This window comes from Microbacterium sp. (genome assembly GCF_047972865.1).
Lineage (GTDB): Bacteria > Actinomycetota > Actinomycetes > Actinomycetales > Microbacteriaceae > Microbacterium.
Genome location: NZ_JBKEAY010000110.1, coordinates 14,541 through 33,946 on the forward strand (window position 1 = coordinate 14,541; position 19,406 = coordinate 33,946).

15 protein-coding genes are annotated in these 19,406 nt (G+C 72.3%); 8 read left to right on the forward strand and 7 right to left on the reverse strand.

Annotation, left to right across the window (positions count from 1 at the left end; translation table 11 throughout):
- Positions 1-4 precede the first annotated feature (4 nt).
- Positions 5-577: a TetR/AcrR family transcriptional regulator gene (locus tag ACK5KK_RS06925; RefSeq protein WP_416889355.1), complete on the reverse strand. Its 573-nt coding sequence runs from the start codon at positions 575-577 to the stop codon at positions 5-7.
- Positions 578-678: 101 nt separating this feature from the next.
- Between ACK5KK_RS06925 and ACK5KK_RS06930 the strand changes: the two genes are divergently transcribed.
- Both ACK5KK_RS06930 and ACK5KK_RS06935 read left to right on the forward strand, forming a co-directional pair.
- Positions 679-1,017: a cupin domain-containing protein gene (locus ACK5KK_RS06930; RefSeq protein WP_416889356.1), complete on the forward strand. Its 339-nt coding sequence runs from the start codon at positions 679-681 to the stop codon at positions 1,015-1,017.
- Positions 1,018-1,036: 19 nt separating this feature from the next.
- Positions 1,037-2,341, forward strand: a complete 1,305-nt coding sequence (locus tag ACK5KK_RS06935) for a flavin monoamine oxidase family protein (protein ID WP_416889357.1) — start codon at positions 1,037-1,039, stop codon at positions 2,339-2,341.
- 61 nt (positions 2,342-2,402) lie between these two features.
- On the opposite strand, the gene ACK5KK_RS06940 is transcribed toward ACK5KK_RS06935, so the two are convergent.
- Both ACK5KK_RS06940 and ACK5KK_RS06945 read right to left on the reverse strand, forming a co-directional pair.
- The gene (locus tag ACK5KK_RS06940) at positions 2,403-3,806 is read right to left on the reverse strand and encodes an aminopeptidase P family protein (protein ID WP_416889358.1); all 1,404 of its coding nucleotides are present in this window, start codon (positions 3,804-3,806) and stop codon (positions 2,403-2,405) included.
- Between the two features lie 31 nt (positions 3,807-3,837).
- Entirely contained in the window at positions 3,838-4,872 is a 1,035-nt protein-coding gene (locus tag ACK5KK_RS06945; protein WP_416889359.1) for an endonuclease/exonuclease/phosphatase family protein, read from the reverse strand.
- Between the two features lie 61 nt (positions 4,873-4,933).
- Between ACK5KK_RS06945 and ACK5KK_RS06950 the strand changes: the two genes are divergently transcribed.
- Positions 4,934-5,803 (forward strand): PHP domain-containing protein, encoded by an 870-nt coding sequence (locus tag ACK5KK_RS06950; RefSeq protein WP_416889360.1) that lies wholly within the window; start codon positions 4,934-4,936, stop codon positions 5,801-5,803.
- A gap of 10 nt (positions 5,804-5,813) precedes the next feature.
- Here the strand turns inward: ACK5KK_RS06950 and ACK5KK_RS06955 are convergent, their stop codons facing one another.
- A complete protein-coding gene (locus tag ACK5KK_RS06955) occupies positions 5,814-7,322 on the reverse strand; it encodes a DEAD/DEAH box helicase (RefSeq protein ID WP_416889361.1) in 1,509 nt (502 codons plus the stop codon).
- 151 nt (positions 7,323-7,473) lie between these two features.
- On the opposite strand from ACK5KK_RS06955, the gene ACK5KK_RS06960 reads away from it, so the two are divergent.
- Entirely contained in the window at positions 7,474-8,193 is a 720-nt protein-coding gene (locus ACK5KK_RS06960; RefSeq protein WP_416889362.1) for a ferritin-like fold-containing protein, read from the forward strand.
- Positions 8,194-8,304: 111 nt separating this feature from the next.
- On the opposite strand, the gene ACK5KK_RS06965 is transcribed toward ACK5KK_RS06960, so the two are convergent.
- Together ACK5KK_RS06965 and ACK5KK_RS06970 are read right to left on the reverse strand one after the other, a co-directional pair.
- Entirely contained in the window at positions 8,305-8,592 is a 288-nt protein-coding gene (locus ACK5KK_RS06965) for a hypothetical protein (protein WP_416889363.1), read from the reverse strand.
- A 4-nt stretch (positions 8,593-8,596) separates the two neighbouring features.
- Entirely contained in the window at positions 8,597-8,821 is a 225-nt protein-coding gene (locus tag ACK5KK_RS06970; protein WP_416889364.1) for a DUF3107 domain-containing protein, read from the reverse strand.
- A 96-nt stretch (positions 8,822-8,917) separates the two neighbouring features.
- Here ACK5KK_RS06970 and ACK5KK_RS06975 point away from each other — a divergent pair, with 96 nt between their 5' ends.
- Positions 8,918-11,986, forward strand: a complete 3,069-nt coding sequence (locus ACK5KK_RS06975; RefSeq protein WP_416889365.1) for a PD-(D/E)XK nuclease family protein — start codon at positions 8,918-8,920, stop codon at positions 11,984-11,986.
- Positions 11,983-15,246 (forward strand): UvrD-helicase domain-containing protein, encoded by a 3,264-nt coding sequence (locus tag ACK5KK_RS06980; RefSeq protein ID WP_416889366.1) that lies wholly within the window; start codon positions 11,983-11,985, stop codon positions 15,244-15,246. The genes ACK5KK_RS06975 and ACK5KK_RS06980 overlap by 4 nt, the downstream gene beginning before the upstream one ends.
- A gap of 1 nt (position 15,247) precedes the next feature.
- Here the strand turns inward: ACK5KK_RS06980 and ACK5KK_RS06985 are convergent, their stop codons facing one another.
- Positions 15,248-16,414 carry a phosphotransferase gene (locus ACK5KK_RS06985; RefSeq protein ID WP_416889367.1) on the reverse strand — a complete coding sequence of 389 codons (1,167 nt, stop codon included), beginning with the start codon at positions 16,412-16,414 and terminating at the stop codon, positions 15,248-15,250.
- Positions 16,415-16,478: 64 nt separating this feature from the next.
- Between ACK5KK_RS06985 and nudC the strand changes: the two genes are divergently transcribed.
- Entirely contained in the window at positions 16,479-17,372 is an 894-nt protein-coding gene (gene nudC / locus ACK5KK_RS06990) for an NAD(+) diphosphatase (RefSeq protein WP_416889368.1), read from the forward strand.
- Positions 17,365-19,077, forward strand: coding sequence for an ATP-dependent helicase (locus ACK5KK_RS06995; protein WP_416889369.1), 1,713 nt, complete (start codon positions 17,365-17,367; stop codon positions 19,075-19,077). Before nudC ends, ACK5KK_RS06995 begins: the two co-directional genes overlap by 8 nt.
- Positions 19,078-19,406: the final 329 nt, after the last annotated feature.

Sequence of the window (19,406 nt, forward strand, 5' to 3'; positions counted from 1 at the left end):
GTCCTCAGCGGGTGCCCGCGATCTGAGGCAGGGCGCGCAGTCCCTCCCACACCTGTCGCAGTGCCCGGTGAATCTCGTCCGGATCGACGCCGGCCATGTACTGGAGGACGAGGCCGTCCAGTGCAGCGAAGGTGGCGCGGGCGACGGCATCCGTGTCGTCTGTCGCGACGAGGGGGCGCAGACTCGCCGCGATCGCCTCCTGGTACCGCGCGTAGAGTCGGGAGACGGCGGGGCGGTAGGTTTCGTTGCGGCGGGCTTCCAGAATCATCTCGTACTGGAAGACCTGGAGTTCGGGCCGCTGTGAGATGGTGCGCAGCAGCGAATCGGCGAACGCCTCGTCGGAGGCCATCTCGGGCAGGGCGGTGGTGTCGATCGACTGCTCGACCGCCCAGTCCAGTGCCGCCGACAGCAGCGTCTCCCGGGTCCCGAAGTGGTGCGCGATCAAGGAGTTGTTCACCCCCGCCCGCTCGGCCACCGCGCGGAAGGTGAGGCCGCGCAGACCTCGCTCCGCAGCGACCTGAACGGCTGCGGCGATGAGCTGATCGCGTCCTTCGCCATAGGGGACCGTGCGTGCCACCTCTCCATGCTATCCATCGTGCGCCCGCTCTTGCGTCTAAACTAAGCATATGCTTAGCTTTTCCTGACGTACCGACGCGTCACCCGATGAGGAGGACGAAGATGTCTCAGAACTTCATGACGGCCGGATCGCTGGACCGCGGCGCCGCCGAACCGTTCGAGGTGGGGGTCGTGCAGTGGCTCCGCCGTGCGGGGGAGGGCGACCGCGCGGACCTGTCGGCGGGGTACTGGTTCGTGACCCCCGCCGACGCACCCGATCCGATGGTCGTGGTGGGGCATGCCGACGAGACGGTCCATATCGTGTCGGGACGGGTGCGCATCGAACCCGAGGGCGGTGCGCCGGTGGAACTGTCCGCGGGCGGCGTCGTGTCGCTGAACAAGGGCGTCCCGGCGACCTGGACGGTTCTGGAGCCCACCGTCGAATTCTTCGTCTACTCCTGAACCGAAAGGAAGTCACGCCATGGACAACTTCTTCGACGTCATCGTCATCGGCGCGGGTTTCGCGGGGCTGACCGCCGCGCGGGAGCTGTCGCACGCGGGCCGGCGGGTGGCCGTGCTCGAAGCGCGCGACCGGATCGGCGGCCGCACCTGGCTCGACGAGCGGCTCGGTCTGGACCTCGAACTCGGCGGCACCTGGGTGCACTGGACGCAGCCGTACGTGTGGACCGAACTGCACCGCTACGGCATCGGCCTCGCCCCCAGTCCCGAACCCCGCAACGCCTACTGGTGGGACGGGTCGCGCGCGGTCGACGGCGACCCGGATGCCTTGCTCACCCTGCTCGACCGGCCGAACGACCTGTTGGCGGCGCGCTCGCGAGAGGTCTTTCCGCAGCCGTTCGCGCCACTGAGCTCGCCGCTCCTGGGCGAGCTGGACGATGTCGGACTCCTCGACCAGATCGGTCGGCTCCCGCTGTCAGCACAGGAGCGATCGCTCCTGGAGTCGTTCTGGACGCTCAACGTCAACGGTCGCATCGACGATGCCGCCCTGACACAGGCGCTGCGATGGGTGGCGCTGACCAACGGCGACTGGAAGGTGATGTTCGAGGCGTGCGCGACCTACAAGATCGCCGGCGGGACCCGCGCACTTCTCGACGCCATGCGCGACGACATTCGCGCGGACATCCACCTGCGCTCCGACGTCCGCAGCATCCAGCAGAGTGAGGATGGCGTTGCCGTCACGATCGCCGACGGCACCGTCTTCCACGCCGGAGACGTCGTCCTTGCCGTGCCGCTCCAGACGCTTCCGCGCATCTCGTTCGCCCCCGCGCTCGCTGACGCCGTCACCGAAGCCGCGCAGCGCGGGCAGCTCGGTCTCGGAACGAAGATCTGGTTCACGATCGAGGGGGAGCGGCCCCCGTTCGTCGCCCTTGGCGCGGCGGACTGGCCGCTGAACTTCTTCCAGTCCGAGTACGTCGCAGACGGGAAGACCTTCGTGATCGGGTTCGGCCGGGACGCGCACGCGATCGACCCCGACGACACCGCCGCGATCCAGGACGTGCTCGGCCGCCTGGTTCCCGACGCCGTCGTGGTGGACAGCGTAGGGCACTCCTGGGTGGACGACGAGTACGCCCAGGAGACCTGGCCGATGCACCGCACCGGCTACCTCACCCGCGCACTGCCCGCGCTGCAGGCCCCGCACGGGCGCGTGCGGCTCGCCGGAGCCGACATCGCCGACGGGTGGGGCGGTTTCATCGACGGAGCGATCGAGAGCGGCATGAAGGCCGCCAGCGCCATTGTGACGGCCACGACGCCCGTCGCGGTGTGAGCCTCATCACGGTGGACTGGCGCCTTGTGCGCAGCGGGAGCGCTCCAGACGGCGAAGGTCGTTACCGGCGGGCGAGCCAGGCTTCGACCTCGTCGGCGGTGCGGGGGATGCCGGCGGAGAGGTTGACGGGTCCGTCTTCGGTCAGGAGGATGTCATCCTCGATGCGCACGCCGATGCCGCGGTACTCCTCCGGCACGGTGAGATCGTCGATCTGGAAGTACAGACCGGGTTCGATCGTGAACACCATTCCCGGCGTGAGGATGCCGTCGTAGTACATTTCGCGCCGCGCCTGGGCGCAGTCGTGCACATCGATGCCGAGGTGGTGGCTGGTGCCGTGCACCATGTACCGGCGGTGCTGGCCGCCGGCGTCGGCGTCGAGGGCCTCCTCGGCGGTGACCGGCAGCAGTCCCCACTCGGCGACGCGGGTCGCGATGACGCGCATGGCCGCTTCGTGGACCGACCGGAACGTCACGCCGGGGCGCGCGGCGGCGAAGGCGGCATCCGCAGCCTCGCGCACGGTCTCGTAGATGCGGCGCTGAATCGGGGTGAACGTGCCCGACACCGGCAGAGTGCGGGTGATGTCGGCGGTGTAATAGCTGTCGACCTCGACGCCGGCATCCACCAGCACCAGGTCACCCGGAACGACCGGGCCGTCGTTGCGGGTCCAGTGCAGGTAGCACGCATGCGGGCCCGAGGCGGCGATCGTCTCGTACCCTTCACCGTTGCCTTCGATGCGGGCGCGCTGGTGGAACACGCCCTCCACGGCTCGTTCGCCGCGCGCCGTCGCGACGATCCGGTCCATGCTGGCGACGATGTCGTCGAACCCCCGCGCGGTCGCGTCGACGGCGGCCCGCATCTGCTCGATCTCGTACGCGTCCTTGACCAGGCGCAACTCGGACACCGCCCGAGTGAGGTCGTCGTCGTCGCCGACGACCAGGTCGCCGTCGACGGGCGCGAACGCGTGCAGGTGATCGGTCGCGACGGCCAAATCGGCGGCGACCGCCGCCAATGACGGGCGCGGCCCGATCCAGAACTCGCCGATCTCGGAATCGGCGTAGAACTCCGCCGTCGTCCGATCGGCCCGCTCGCGCAGGTACAGCGTGACGGCGTGGCCGCCGTCGACCGGGTCGAACACGAGAACCGACTCGGGGACGGCATCGGCCCCCCAGCCGGTGAGGTGTGCGAAGGCCGAGTGCGCCCGGTACGGGTGGTCGGTGTCGTTGGAGCGCGGTAGCGAGGCGCCGGCCGGGACCACGAGCCGGGCGCCGGGGAAGGCCGCCGACAGTGCAGCGCGGCGTGCGGCGGCGAACGGGGCCTGCTCGCGCGGCTCCGGCAGGAGCTCGGGACGCTCTGCCCACCCGGTGGAGATCGTGTCGAGGAACCCCTGCGGGAACGGCTGGCGGCGGTTGGTGTGCCGCGGCGTCTGGGTGCCGTCGGTGATGGTGTCGCTGTCGCTCGTGGTCATCCTCCCAGTCTCCCACCGGCGGCGCGCCGGATCAGCCGATCGGCTCCAACTGAACGATCAAGGGCCGGTGGTCGCTGCCGGACGAGTCCCGCGAACTCAGCACGATCGACCCCGTCGCCCGCCAGGCGTCGGTGGCCATGATGTGGTCGATCGGCGTGCCGACCAGCTCCGGCCACGCGGTGGACCAGGTGCCGACGCCGCCGTTGCCGGTCTGGGCGGCGGCGTCGGTGCAGCGACCGAGCGACGCGCCGTCCACGCCCAGCCGCGCCATGTGGTCCACCGTCGCGTTGAAGTCGCCCGCGAGGATGACATCGTCGCTCGCGCACTGGTCGGCCACCCACCGCAGATCGTCGCGCCACCTGGTCATGTCGTCCCGTCGGGGTGCCACCGCGTGCACCGCCACGACGATCGGCCCGTCACCGTCGACGGGCATGGCGACCACGCTCGGCACGACGGAGGTGTTGGTGCTGCCCGACGCGGACGCGGACGCGACGACGGCGTAGTCGCCGAGTTCGGGCGAGATCAGCAGCGTCGTGGAATTCGCATCCCACTGGGCGTAGTCCTCCCGGTACTGATACGTCTCGTGGTGCGCCCACATCGGGCTGCCCTTCTCCCGCATCGCGATGGCGACCGCCTCCCCGGTCTCGATGGTGGTCTCGGGCAATGCGACGATGCGGGCCCCCATCGCGACCGCCGTCTCGGCGATGATCTCCGGGTCGGTCGCCGTTCCCGCCGTGTTCCAGGTCATCACCCGAAGGCTCGTGTCGGTCGCGTCCGGCAACGTCTCGGTGCCGAGTCCGCGAGCCGACAGGATCAGGGCGTTCGCGCCGGCCGCGACGAGCGCGAGCGTGAGGATCGATGCCGCGAACGCCCGCAGCGGCCGGGCGAACGCGATCAGCAGCGCGACGACGCCCACAGCGGCGAACACCCCCACGACGACGCCGCGCAACGACACGATCTGCGCGACCGGGAAGGTCCGTTCCAACCGGAAGAACTGCGGCCAGGTCACGATCGCCGCGCCGATGGCGAACACCACCGTCGTCAGGATTCCGAACAGGCGCGCCACACCGGCGACTCTAGGCCAGCAGGCTGAGAGATCGACCGACGCGGCACGCTACGCTCGACGGGTGGAAGCGGGTGACGAGGCGAGGGTTCACGGACCGAGCGACCTACACCTGCACTCCGACCACTCCGACGGCACCGATTCGCCCGCCGCCGTCATGGCCGCGGCGCGCGGTCACGGCCTGCGGACGGTTTCGCTCACCGACCACGACACCACCTCGGGCTGGGACGCCGCGGCCACCGCCGCCGCGTCGCTCGTGATGACGTTCCTGCCCGGCATGGAGCTGTCGGCCCGCCACGAGCACCGCAGCGTGCACGTGCTCGGCTACCTGTTCGACCCCGCGGCTGCGGAGGTGCGTGCCCTCACCGACCGCATCCGCGACTCGCGGCTCACCCGTGCGCGCACGATGGCCGAACGCATCTCGCGGGACTACGACATCACCTGGGACGACATCCGCGCGCACGCCGCAGACGGTGCGACGATCGGGCGCCCGCACATCGCCGACGCGCTCGCCGCGAAGGGGCACGTCCGCGACCGCGAAGAGGCCTTCGCGGACATCCTGCATCCGCAGAGCCCCTACTACGTCACCCTCTACGCCCCCGACCCGGTCACGGCCGTCGCCGCGATCGCCGACGCCGGCGGCGTGCCGATCATCGCCCATCCGGCCGGTCGCGGCGGAATCCTGTCGCCGCGGGTCATCGGGCGGATGCTTGATGCCGGGCTGGCCGGGTTCGAGCTGGGACACCGCGAGAACCGGGAGCCGGGACTGGGAACCCTCCGCGCACTGGCGGAGGAACGCGACCTCATCGTCACCGGTTCCAGCGACTACCACGGCAGCGGCAAACCCAACATCCCGGGCGAGAACACCACCACGGACGAGATGGTCGCCCGCATCATCGCGCTCGGCACCGGGACGGCACCGCGCTGGCCCTGACGCCGCGGTGTCAGGCCCCGGTCGCGACCGGGGGATTCGACCCGCCGGCACCACCCCGGCGCCGGCGCCGCCGTCGCGCGGGAGCCGGCTTGCCGTCGTGGTGCTCCTTGCCGGCCCCGTCGTGGGTGCCGGCGCCGTCGGCGGCGCGGTCACCCGTGCCGGAGCCGTCCGATGCCGAGGACGGGGTCTGGTCGCCTTCCGCGAACGTGGAACCGACGCGCTCGCTCCCCGCCCGGCGGCGGCGGCGCCGGCGCGATCCGCCCGACTGTCCGTCAGTGGCGGCATCCGCGGCACGGCCGGGGCGCGCGGTGGGCGTCGTCGCGGTCGTGGGAGCCTTGCGCAGACGACCCTTCGTCCCCTCCGGGATCCCCAGATCGCTGTACAGGTGCGGGCTGGAGGAATACGTCTCGAGCGGCTCGGGCTGCCCGAACTCGAGGGCGCGGTTGATGAGCGCCCACTTGTGCAGGTCGTCCCAGTCCACGAAGGTGACCGCGATGCCGGTGCGGCCGGCGCGTCCGGTGCGGCCGGCTCGGTGCAGGTACGCCTTCTCGTCCTCGGGGATGGTGTGGTTGATGACGTGGGTGACGTCGTCGACGTCGATGCCGCGCGCGGCGACATCCGTCGCGATGAGGACATCCTTCTTGCCCGCCTTGAACCCGGCCATCGAGCGTTCCCGGGCCTCTTGGCTCATGTCGCCGTGGACGGCCCCAGCGTTGAAGCCGCGGTCGTTCAGTTCGTCGACGAGCTTTTGTGCCGCACGCTTGGTGCGGGTGAAGATGACGGTCTTGCCGCGCCCCTCCGCCTGCAGGATGCGGGCGATGACCTCGTCCTTGTCCAGCGCGTGCGCGCGGTACACGAGGTGGCGGATGTTGGCCTGGGTCAGGCCCTCGTCGGGGTCGTTGGCGCGGATGTGGATCGGGTTCGACATGAACCGGCGCGCGAGCGCCACGATCGGTCCCGGCATCGTCGCGGAGAACAACTGCGTGTGCCGGATCGCGGGCAGCTTCGAGAAGATGCGCTCGATGTCGGGGAGGAAGCCCAGATCGAGCATCTTGTCGGCCTCGTCGAGAACCACCTCTGTGGCGTGCGAGAGGTCGAGGAGCCGCTGGTTGTTCAGGTCGATCAACCGGCCCGGAGTGCCGACCACGATTTGCGCCCCCGCCTTCAACTGGTCGATCTGACCCTCGTAGGCCTTGCCACCGTAGATCGCCACGACGGACGTGGGGCGCCCGGAGGTCAGCATGTCCATGTCTTCGTACACCTGGACGGCCAACTCACGGGTCGGCACGACGATCAACGCTTTCACGCCCGGCTGCGGGTCGGGCCCGAGCCGCTGCACGACGGGGATGCCGAAGCCGAAGGTCTTGCCGGTGCCGGTCTTGGCCTGGCCGATGATGTCCTGGCCGGGAAGGCCCAGCGGGATGGTCTGTTCCTGGATCGGGAACGCGTCCACGATCTCTTTGGCGGCGAGGGCTTCGACGATGTCGTCGTCGACGCCCATCTCGGCGAAAGTCGTCACAATGCATGCCTGTCTGGCGGTAGGGAACCGCCGGTGAGGTGGGTCCACGCCCTCTTCCGATCGCAGGCGCGGTGGTCCCGTTCCATCGCCGGGCCCCTCACAGCCTACCGGTTGGTACTCACGAACGTCCCGTCAACCCTAGGCTGGAGGCGTGGTCACCTGGTTCTGGCAGCGGGGAAGACGTCCCGAAGAGCGCGCACTCAAGCTGCGCGCGCGTGGCGACCACGGCGATGTGCGACGGGTCGACTTCGAGGAGCTGGCCCCGGACGTCGACACGTTCCTGGGTCAGGCCGCGTACCTCCAGCTCGGCTACTTCGAGACGTTGAGCGCCCTCATCGCGCCCACGCCGGAACTGGCCCAGAAGGAGTCGCTGTCGGCGGCGGCCGGCGCCGCGCTCGACAAGCACCGGGCGCTGACGGCCATCATCCGCGATCGGGGCGACGACCCACTGGAAGTCATGCTGCCGTTCCGGGAGCCGCTGGACGCGTTCCGACGCGCCACGCACGGCGCCCGGTCGCTGGAGACGATGCTGTCGGTGCACATCACCGCCGGGATGCTCGATGACTTCTACCTCGCGCTGTCGGCCAGCTACGGCGACGCCGGGCGCCGGTCGGCGCATGTGCTGCGCGCTCGGTCCGACCGCGAGTCGCTCGTGGGCATCCTGACCGAGGCCATCGACGGCGACGAGCAGTGGCGTGCGTTGCTGGCGATGTGGGGGCGCCGGCTCGTGGGCGACACTCTGCTGATCGCGCGGGCCGCGTTGCGGCGCACCGCGCTCGACGAGGCCGAGGAGAAACGCGTCGAGCCGGTGTTCACCGACCTGATGGCGGCGCACTCGCGGCGCATGGCCGCGCTGGGACTCGACGCGTAGGCAAGGCCCGGGCGTACCGGGTTCGGATGCTGACGCCGGATTCGGATGCTGATGCCCGGTGCGGTCCGAATCTGCGGTGACGATCCGAGTCTGCGCGTGCCCGGCGGCGGCTCAGATGCCCAGCCGCACCCGCTGGCGGGCATCGCGCGCGGTGCGCGTGCGCGTCAGCACGGTCAGGACCACCGGGACCACGGCCGCCGGGACCGCGATCGAAGCGAGCCAGATCCAGGGGTCGGTGATGACCGCGCCCAGCCACGTCATGACCAGCCAGGTGAGGCCGGCCGCGACGGCGCCCGCCATCGGTGCCAGCGCGGCGCCGCGCAGTTCGCGCGCCGGCATCAGATAGTGGAGCAGTGCCCCGTAGGCGGCGCCGAAGATGACCGCGAGCAGGATCTGCACGGGATCAGGCCACGAAGCCGACGCGGCGGGACTCTTCCGTGCCCACCTCGACGAACGCGATCCCCGCCGTCGGGACCAGGTAGACGTTGCCCTTCGCATCGGCGAACTCGACGAACGGTGCGCCGGCTTCCAGCGCCGTTGCGACCGAGCCGCGGACGGCCTCCGCCGATTCGGCGGACTCGAAGCTGAGCTCGCGTGCGGTGTTGGTGATACCGATGCGGATGTCCACGATGTCTGCCTCTCTCGGCCGCTGTCGGACGGCGCACTCCGACTCTACGACACGCGCGCGCGACGGGTGTCGGTGTACGCCGGTAGCGTGAAAACCATGCCCGCCGCCACACCGGACCTCGCTCAGCGACGCGTGCTCGAGCTGCCGCGGGACGCTTCCGGCGTCGTCGTCGGCGCGGCCGGATCGGGCAAGACCGAGACGATCGTGCAGCGCGTGCGGCGCCTGGTGGCCGATGGGCTCCCGCCCGACGGGATCCTCGTGCTCACGCCCACCCGCCACACCGCCACCGCGTTGCGCGACCGCCTGGCGATGACGGTGAACGTCGCCACCCGCGGGGCCCTGGCGCGGTCGCTGTCCGCCTTCGCGTTCGCGGTGGTCCGCGCCGCCGTCGTGCACGAGGGCGCGAACCCGCCGCAATTGCTCACGGGGCCCGACGAGGACCAGATCCTGCACGACCTCCTCGACGGCGATGCCGCGGACGAGGCGGACGCGCCGTCCCGCTGGCCGGCGTGGATCGGCCCCGACATCCGCGCCACCGGGGCGTTCCGGGCCGAGCTGCGCGCGTTCCTGGCCGAGTGCCTGACCCTCGGGATCGACGCGGAACGGCTCGCCGACCTCGGTGTCGCGGAAGATCGCGAGGCGTGGTCTGCGGTCGCGTCGTTCGCCCTGGACTACCAGCGCGTCCGGGCGAGCATGCGCGCCGATCACCGCGACGCGGCGGGCCTGGTCCGCGAGGCGGTGGCACGGATGCGGGAGGCCCCGGCGGGCGGCATCCTGGAGCGACTGCGGGTGCTCATCGTCGACGACGCGCAGGAGCTGACGGCGGGCGGGGTGGAGCTGCTGGAGGCCTGTCGGGCCCGCGGGATCGCGGTGCTCGCCTTTGGCGACCCCGATGTGGGGTCAGGGGGATTCCGGGGCGCCGGTCCCGAGAACTTCGCCCGACTCGCCGCGGGCACGGCGCTGCACGTGCTGGACGGCGCGCATCGCGGCACCGGCTTCCAGCGCGACGTGCTGGCCGCCGTGACCGCGCGCATCGGCGCGACCGGGGTCGTCGACCATCGGCGCGCACCGCAGGGCGCCGCCGCCGACGGGTCGGTGCGCGCACACGCGCTGCGCTCGGTCTCGGAAGAGGCCGACACGATCGCGCGGTTCCTGCGCGAACGCCACGTCCACGACGGCGTGGCCTGGCACGAGTGCGCCGTCATCGCGCACGACACCCGCCAGGTCGCGGCGCTGGAGGGCGATCTCGCGGCCCGGGACGTGCCCACGGCGGGCACCGCCGGGCGCCCGCTGGCCGACCGCCGGGCGGTCCGCGACCTGGTGCAGCTGGTGCTGATGGCAGCGCAGACCCGCAACCTGTGGTCGCCGGAGGCGGTCACGGCGGCCCTCACCGGGGCCGGGATCGACCCGGTCGCGCTGCGGCGGCTCCGGGCGACGCTGCGTCACGACGCGGCGCGGTCGGCGGGCGATGAGCCGATCGCCTCCGGGGCTGAGCTTCTGGCATCCGGACTGGAGCACCCGATCGAGTTCGAGACGCTCGACATCCGTGAGGGCAGGCGTGCGGCACGCGTCGGGCGTGCGATCGCGCGGCTGCGGGAACAGCTCGCGGACGACGCCACCGCGCACGAACTGCTGTGGACCGTGTGGGAGGAGACCGGCAGATCGCGGGACTGGCCGCAGACGGCGGCCGGGCACGGACCGGTCGCCGAACAGGCCCGGCGCGACATCGACGCCGTCGTGGCGCTGTTTCAGGCGGCCAAGCGTCACGGCGAACGCGGCGACGGGACCGGACCGCTCGCGTTCATCCGGGGCATCCTCGATTCGGACGTCGCCGAAGACCGACTGGCGGTGCCGCCGCCCGGCGCTGCCGTGCGCGTGCTCACCCCGGCCGCTGCGCTCGGCACCGAGTTCGACACGGTCGTCGTCGCCGGGGTGCAGGACGGTGTCTGGCCGAACCTGCGCACGCGCGGCAGCCTGCTCGACACGTGGCGGCTCGCGAGCGCCGGCGAACCGGTGCCGGATGCCGTGGACCGCCGCCGCGCCGTGCTCCACGACGAGCTGCGGCTGTTCGCCCGGGCGGTGTCCCGAGCGCGCTGCCGCCTCCTGGTGACGGCGGTCGCCGACGACGACACCGGACCGAGCGGACTGTTCGAGTTTCTCCCGCCGGCGCTTCCCGCCCCCGCCGAGGCCGCGCACCCGTTGTCGCTGCGCGGACTCGTCGCCGCCCACCGGCGGACGCTGACCACGCCGGGAACGAGCGACGCCGAACGGGATGCCGCTGCGGGCCAGCTGCGCCTGCTGGCGGAGGCGGGCGCCGACGGAGCCGACCCGGAACAGTGGTACGGCGTCGCGGATCCGAGCTCTCCGGCGACGGTGGCGCAGGCGGGCACATTGTCGGTGTCGCCGTCGCGCGTGCAGACCCTGGAAGTGTGTCCCCTGGACTGGGTCATCGGCGAGCTGGGCGGCGATGCCGGCAGCACGGTCGCGGGGGTGGGCACGCTCGTCCACTCCGCGCTGGAGGTGACCGACACCGCGGACGAGTACCGGCTCTGGGCGGCGGTCGAGGCCAGATGGGGTGAGCTCGAGTTCGAAGCGGGCTGGCGCGAACGCGCCGAGAAGGCGCGCACGCGCGACCTGGTGCGCCGGCTTGCCGCCTACCTGCGCGACTTCGACGCCGCCGGCGGGACGCTGCTCAGCGCCGAGCCGCGGTTCAGCGTGCCGATCCCCGACCCGGACGGCGCCGGTGTCACCCTGAACGGGTTCATCGACCGCGTCGAACACGACGGCGACGGGACGGTCGTCATCGTCGACCTGAAGACGGGAAAGCGCGAACCACAGACCGACGCGAAGGTCGCCGACCATCCCCAACTGGCGTCGTATCAGCTGGCATTCGAAGCCGGCGCGATCCCCGCGGCCCGCGGGCTGGCCGGCGGGGGTGCCAAGCTGCTGGTGCTGCGGCCCACCGCGGCGTCCAAGGTATACGTCACCCCGAGACAACCGCCGTTCGACGACGAGACGCGACGCGCGTTCCTGGAACGGCTGGCGGCGGCGGTACGTGTCATGCGTGGCGAGGGCTTCGTCGCGCCGTTCGAGCAGCACTGCCGCGACGATCACACGTACGGTCTGTGCCGCATCCACACGGTGCGGGCGGTGAGCGCGACGTGACGATCTCGCCGGATGCCCTCGCGGCCGCTCTCGGGCAGTTTCCGCCCACCGAAGAGCAGGCGGCCGTCATCGGGGCGCCGTCGGCGCCGGCGCTCGTGGTGGCCGGAGCGGGCAGCGGCAAGACCGAGACGATGTCGGGCCGGGTGGTGTGGCTCGTCGCCAACGGGATCGTCCGCCGCGACCAGGTGCTGGGACTGACCTTCACGCGCAAGGCCGCCGGTGAACTCTCCGAGCGCATCACCCGGAGATTGCACCGGCTCGCCGAGTTCGAAGCGCGCGGGCTTCTGCCCGGCCTGGAGGAGCTTCATCGGCGCGGCGCGCTCGACGTGTTCGGCGACCTGGAGCGCGCCGGCGCCCCGGACAGCGCGCGGCACGCGGCGCTCGACCGGCTCTCCGGCGGCGCCGCGCCGGAACCGGCCGACGCGGACGGGCTCCTGCACCGGCCCGAGGTCGCCACCTACAACAGCTTCGCCGACGGGATCGCCCGCGAGCACGCGGTCCGCATCGGGCGAGACCCGGCCGCCGACGTGCTCACCGATTCGGCCGCGTGGTTGCTCATGAGGCGGGTGGTGTTCACCTCGGAGGACCCGGCGCTGGAATCGCGGGGGGAGGCGCTGTCGAGCATCATCGACGGCGCGCTGCAACTGGCGCGAGACGCCGCCGACCATCGCGTCGACCTCGACGAGCTGGCGGCGTTCCCGGAACGGTTCCGGGCGGTCACCGAACGCCCCTCCGAGAACAAGCGGGTGACGGTGTACTCGGCGATCACCGCGGCGGCGGAGAAAGTCGGCGGGCTGGCGGTGCTGGTTCCGCTGGCCCGGCAGTACGCGGCGGCCAAACGCCGCCTCGGCGTCATCGACTACGCCGATCAGATCGCCGGCGCGATCGACGCGGTCGCCGCCCACCCGGCCGTGGGTGACGACCTGCGCGACCGGTACCGCGTCATCCTGCTCGACGAATACCAGGACACCTCGGTGCTGCAGACGCGGTTGCTCGCCGACGTGTTCGCCGACGCGGCGGTGATGGCGGTGGGGGACCCGCACCAGTCGATCTACGGATGGCGGGGCGCCAGCGCGGGCAACCTGGGCGACTTCGCGCGCGCGTTCGCCCCGGCGTCCGAGTACCGCCGGTTCGTGCTGTCGACCAGTTGGCGCAACAGCCGCCGCGTGCTGCGCGCCGCGGAGGCGGTGGCCGCGCCGCTGTCCGCATCGGCCCCCGTGGCCGTCGACAGCCTCCGGCCTCGGCCCGGCGCACCGGAGGGAGAAGTCGAGGTGGTCGTCGAAGCCGACCTCGACGCGGAAGCCACCCGGGTCGCGGAGTGGTTCACGCGGGTGCGTGCGCGGCGAACCCGCGAAGGGCGGGCCACGACGGGGGCGATCCTGTTCCGCAGCAAAAAGCACATGACGCGCTTCGCCGACGCGCTCGGGCAGGCCGGCGTCCCCCATCGCATCCTGGGGCTCGGCGGGTTGCTGACCACTCCGGAGGTGGTCGACGTCGTCGCCGCGCTGCGGGTCATCAGCGATCCGCGCGCCGGTTCCGCGCTCATCCGGCTCCTGGCCGGTCCGCGGTGGGCGATCGGGCTGGCCGATCTGGCCGCGCTCGCCCGGCTGGGCAGACGTCTCAGTCGCCACGATGCCGCGCTGCAACCGCTCGCCGACGCCGCCCACGCCGTCGGCGAGGAGGCTTCGCTGATCGACGCCCTCGAGTTCGTTCTGCGCCAGCCCGCCGACCACGGGTGGCTGGCCGAGATCACCCCGGTGGGTCGTACGCGCCTGCGGGAGGCCGGCGCGGTGCTGGCGGGCTTGCGCCGCTCAGCGGGTGTGCCGATCCCGGAGCTCGTCCGGCTCATCGAACGCGAGCTGCGGCTCGACATCGAGCTGGCCGCCAACGAGGCGCGGGGACCGGCGCGCACCGCGTCCGATCAGTTGCGCGCGTTCGTCGACGAACTGCACGGCTTCCTCGCCACGGACGACTCCGGCTCCCTGCCGAACCTGCTCGCGTGGCTTGACCGCGCCGAGCGGTTGGACGAGTTCGCCCCGCGCACCGAACCGGCCGAAGCCGACGTCGTGCAGTTGCTCACGATCCACGGCTCGAAAGGCCTGGAGTGGGATGCCGTCGCCGTGGTGCGGATGGTCGAGGACGAGCTGCCGTCGCGGTTGCGTGACGGGCAGGGCTGGCTGGCGTTCGGCGTCCTTCCCTACGCCTTCCGAGGCGACCGCGACTGGCTGGCCGCGTTCGACTGGGAGCGGGCCCAGACGCAGCAGGAGCTGAAAGCGGCGCTCGAGGCGTATGGCGAGGGCATCCGGGAACGGCACATGCAGGAGGAGCGGCGCCTAGCCTACGTCGCGGTGACCCGGGCGCGCGACCACCTGCTGCTCACGGCCGCGGCGTGGGCGGGCACCGCGTCCGCGCGCCGTCCCGGCGACTTCCTCCGTGCGTCGGCGCGCGCCCTCGAGCTCGACGTCGACCTCGACCAGGACCCGGGTGAGAACCCCTACCTGGACCGGGTGCAGACCCTGGTGTGGCCGCAGGACCCGCTCGGCGCCCGGCGCACCCGCGTCGCCGCCGCTCGTGCCGCCGTTACGGCCGCGCGCGGGCGCGCGGCCGTATCCCCCGCGCGGGATCTGCGTCTGCTGCTGGCCGAGCGCGCCGCTCGCGAATCCCCGCCGACCGAGCGCGCGCCGGCGCGTATCCCGGCATCCCGGTTCAGCGACTTCACGGCCGACTACCGTTCGGCCGTGGATGCGATCGTCCGACCCCTGCCCGAGCGGCCCTATCGGCAGACACGGCTGGGCACGCTCTTCCACGCCTGGGTGGAGGAGCGCTCCGGGCTCGCCGGCGGCGCGTCGTCGATCGACGACGCCCTCTGGGAACGGGACGACGACCCCGTCACCGCGTCGGCGGATGCTGGGATGGACCGGCTGAAGGCGAACTTCCTCGCATCGGAGTGGGCGGATCTGCAGCCGCTGGAAGTCGAGACCGAGATCGACTTCACGGCCACGGACGCGTTCGGTGACGGCCGGACGCACGTCGTGATCTGCAAGCTCGATGCGGTGTACCGTCGCGAGGACCGCGGTGGGCGGATCGAGATCGTCGATTGGAAGACGGGGCGGCCGCCTCGCGGCGAGGCCGAGCGGGCGAAGCGGATGACTCAGCTGGAGCTGTACCGCCGCGCCTACCACGTCCACCGGGGCGTGCCGCTGGAGGCGATCGACGTCACCCTCTACTACGTCGCCGACGATCTCGTGCTGCGCGGGTGACTCAGGCGGTGCTGGTCCACCGGCGCAGCGCGTTGCGCGCCGCGTCGTCGGGATCGTCGTCGGCGTCCGCGCCGGGCATCCACGACGAGCGAACGATCGGCACGGTCGTGTCGTCGAGCTCCGCGAGGTCTTCCGCGGCGTACGCATCGGTCTGCATCGAGGTGTCGACGGGCGCGGCGGCACCGTGCGAGACCCGGTCGCTCGCCGCGAAGGCGTCGTCGGCGGTGACGTGCGCCCGCACGAACGGGGGCTCGTCGCGGACGTTGGCGTCGAGCGCTTCGAGCAGTTCCACCGCGTCGGCCACGATGGCATCCGACCCGACCGTGTGGCCGTGCACCAGCCAGGCCGCGAACTCGAACTCGGCGTGAAGTCGCGCGCGTTCGGCGAGCAGGTCGTCGCTGGGGCGCTGCCCGCGTTGCGTGTATGCATCGAGGATGTCGGTGCGGGCCTCGGTCGCCGACGCGATCCAGCGCAGATCGGTGGCGGGGTCGCCGACGCTCAGCCCGCGCCAGCCCAGCACGCCGATCACGGCGGGGACGTCGTCGGTGTCTTCGAGGACGAAGGACGTCGAGTCGGTGCCGCCGAGCACCACCGTGGGCTCGAAGTGCCACAGGTCGTCGGTGCCGACGGCGGTGCTCCATCGCCGCAGCAGCGCGAACGGGAGCCGGCCGGTGGCCTCGGCGCGGTCGAGCAGGCGCTCGGCCTCGTCGCGCACCTGACCGGAGGTGCGCATCGGCAGTCCCGCGTCTCGCACGACCGACGTGGGCAGGTCGTGGATGCGGGCGAGTGCTTCCCCGATCGCCGTCGCCACGCCGCGGCCGGCGGGAATGTGTGCCGCCTCGACGCGGTAGCCCGCGAGGTAGCTCGTGACCAGCGCGCGGGGTCCGCCCAGCGACACCTCGCCGAGCACCTCGGGCGCGGTCACGGGCAGCATGGCGCGCACACCCGGGGTAAGCGCGCGCAACGCGCGCGCCTCGGCTACGAGGTCCGCGGCGGCGGGCTCGTCGGCCGGCGCACGCACGACCACCCGCCGACCGTCGTCGAGGGCGGCGATCGCGCTGTCGAATCGGCCGGTGCCGCCGTCGGTGAGCTCTGCGGCACCCACCACCGTCACTCGGGGCAGAGCGGCCGTCACCGACGCGGCTAGAGTGAAAGCTGAGCGTGCCATGGTCCCAGAGTAGGTCGGCGATGATCCGACACCGCGGCGCCACGCCCGGTGAGAGAGGTCCTGGATGTCCACCAACGAGAGCACCCTGCCGTCCGAGTGGACCGACTTCGACCGCGGCGACGCGGAGCGCGGCACCGACGACCTCCTCGAACGTCTCCGGGCCGACCCTCGAACGCGCGCCATCGTGGTGCGTGAGGACCGCACCCCCCAGCTCGTCGAGGGGCGATTGCGGAGCGTCCCGGTGACGGAGGTGACCGGTTCGGCGGACTGGGCCTTCCTCGGTCGCACGCGCGAGGGGACGGCGGTGCTCGTGGCCGCGCTGACCGAGCCCGCGTCGGGCGACGAGTCCTGGCCGCTCCTGCGGGTCGCGGGGGGCACGCTGCCCGCGCACGACCTCGGGGTGATCGTGACGGCCGTCAGCCTGGGCCGGTGGCTGCGCGACGCACCGTTCTGCTCCGCATGCGGGGCTCGTGCGACCCTCACGCAGGCCGGGTGGGCTCGGCGGTGCCCCTCGTGCGGGCGCGAGCACTTCCCCCGCACCGACCCCGCCGTCATCGTCGCGGTCACCAGCGCGGGCGGGCAGCGGTTGCTGCTCGGTCACAACGCCGCTTGGGGGGACCGGCCGATGTATTCGGCGTTCGCCGGTTTCGTGGAAGCGGGGGAGTCGCTGGAGGCGACGATCGTCCGCGAGGTCGAGGAGGAGGCCGGGGTGGTGGTGACCGACCTCGAGTACCGCGGTTCTCAGGCCTGGCCGTACCCGAGGTCGCTCATGCTCGGTTTCCGCGCCCGCGCGACCAACGAAGCAGACGCCCGCCCCGACGGGGAAGAGATCGTCGACATGCGCTGGTTCGATCGCGACGCGGTCCGGGAGGCGTTCGCCGGGCGCGGCGACGTGCAGCTGCCGGGGGCGGCCTCCATCGCCCACGCGCTGATCCGGGACTGGATGGTGGATGGCTGAGGGACCCCTCGCCGCGCTCGATGCCGCCCAGCGGGAAGCGGCGGAGACGCTGCGCGGCCCGGTGTGCATCCTCGCCGGCGCCGGGACCGGCAAGACGCGGGTCATCACCCATCGCATCGCGCACGGGGTGGACACCGGCGCGTACACGCCCTCGCGCGTCATGGCGGTCACGTTCACGACGAAAGCGGCCGGCGAGATGCGGGGTCGGCTGCGGACCCTGGGAGTGAGCGGCGTTGCCGCACGCACCTTCCACGCCGCAGCCCTCGCGCAGCTCAACTTCTTCTGGCCGCAGGTCGCCGGCGACAGCGCCCCGGCGATCGTCGACAGCAAACTCCGGCTCCTGTCGCAGGCGGCCGATGCCGCCCGGGTCCGCGTCGACGGTGCGACGCTGCGCGACATCGCGGCCCGCATCGAACGCCGCAAGGTCGCGATGCGCACGGTCGAGGAGGATGCGGCGGATCGGCCGCAGGGGATCGGCGGGGTGGACCTGCCGGCGCTCGTCGATCTGCAGCACGCGTACGAGCGGCTCAAGGACGAGCGGCGACAGATCGACTTCGAAGACGTGCTGCTGGCGTGCGCCGGGATGCTGGAGAGCGAGCCGCGGGTCGCCGCGGCGGTGCACGAGCAGTACCGTCACTTCACGGTGGACGAGTTCCAGGACGTCTCCCCGGTGCAGAACCACCTGCTGGAGCTGTGGCGGGGCGACCGCGCCGATGTCTGCGTGGTGGGGGATGTCAGCCAGACCGTGTACTCCTTCGCGGGGGCCGACCCGCGCTTCCTGAGGGACTTCGCGCAGCGGCACCCCGACGCGCGCGTGGTCCGGTTGGAGCGGAACTATCGATCGGACCCGTCGGTCCTCGCCGCGGCGAACGCCCTGATGCGCGATCAGCCCGGAGCCCTGACCCTCACCTCCGACTCGCCCGCGGGGGCGAAACCGGTCGTGCACGCGTACCCGGACGACTCCGCCGAAGCGGCCGGCGTCGCCGCGGCGGTGGCCGGGCAGATCGCCGCCGGCACCGACCCCCGGCAGATCGCGGTGCTCTATCGCGCCCACGCGCAGTCGGCCGCGGTGCTGTCCGCTCTCGCGGCCCGGGGGATCCCGGCATCCGTGCTCGGCGGCACGCGGTTCTTCGACCTGCCCGAGGTGCGGCAGGCGCTCCTCGCCCTGCGCGCGGCCTCGGTCGCCCCCGTCGAGGGCGGATTCGTCGACGCCGTCCGCGACGTGCTGCGATCGCTCGGGTTCACGGAGCAGGCGCCGCCGGCGGGCGGTGCGCTGCGGGACGCGTGGGAGGCGCGCGCCGCGCTACTGCGACTGGCCGAGGAGGCGCCGCCGTCGACGACGCTGCGGCAGTTCACCGACACATTGCGCGCGCGGGCGAAAGACCACCACGAGCCGTCGATGCGAACCGTCACGGTGGCCACGCTGCACGCCGCCAAGGGGCTCGAGTGGGACGAGGTGCATCTGGTGGGGCTGTCGGAGGGGCTGCTGCCGATCGGGTACGCGACGAGCCTGGATGCGGTCGCCGAAGAACGGCGCCTCGCCTACGTGGGCATCACGCGGGCAGCGCGGTCGGTGCGACTGAGCTGGTCGCGTACCGGGGGGCCGCGGGAGCGTCTGCCGTCGCGATTCCTCCGGGAGCTCGGCACCAGCATCGCGGATGCGGGCGATGGGCCCGCCAGGCGCGACGCCACGTCGTCGAGGTGACCGCGGCGGCCAGCCCGTCCCCGCCGCCGGCCTGCAGCAGCCGGCCGCTGAGGGTCGCCGCCTCCAGCAGCAGCCCGCCGTCCGTGTCGATGGGGCCGCGCGCGAGGAGCTGTACCGCCAGGGCTGGCCACTGCGGGTCGGCGTCGGTGCGGGCGGCGTGCATGCATGCCAGGCACGCGGTGTCGCCCGGCTGCACGTACGGTCCGACGTCCACCCGATCCCCGGAAAGGACCACCGGCAGGTGCGGAATGTCGCGCGCGACGAAGCGGGCCGCGCGGCGCGGATCGATCAGACGCGGCGCGACCAGGACGACGGGAGGTCCATCACCG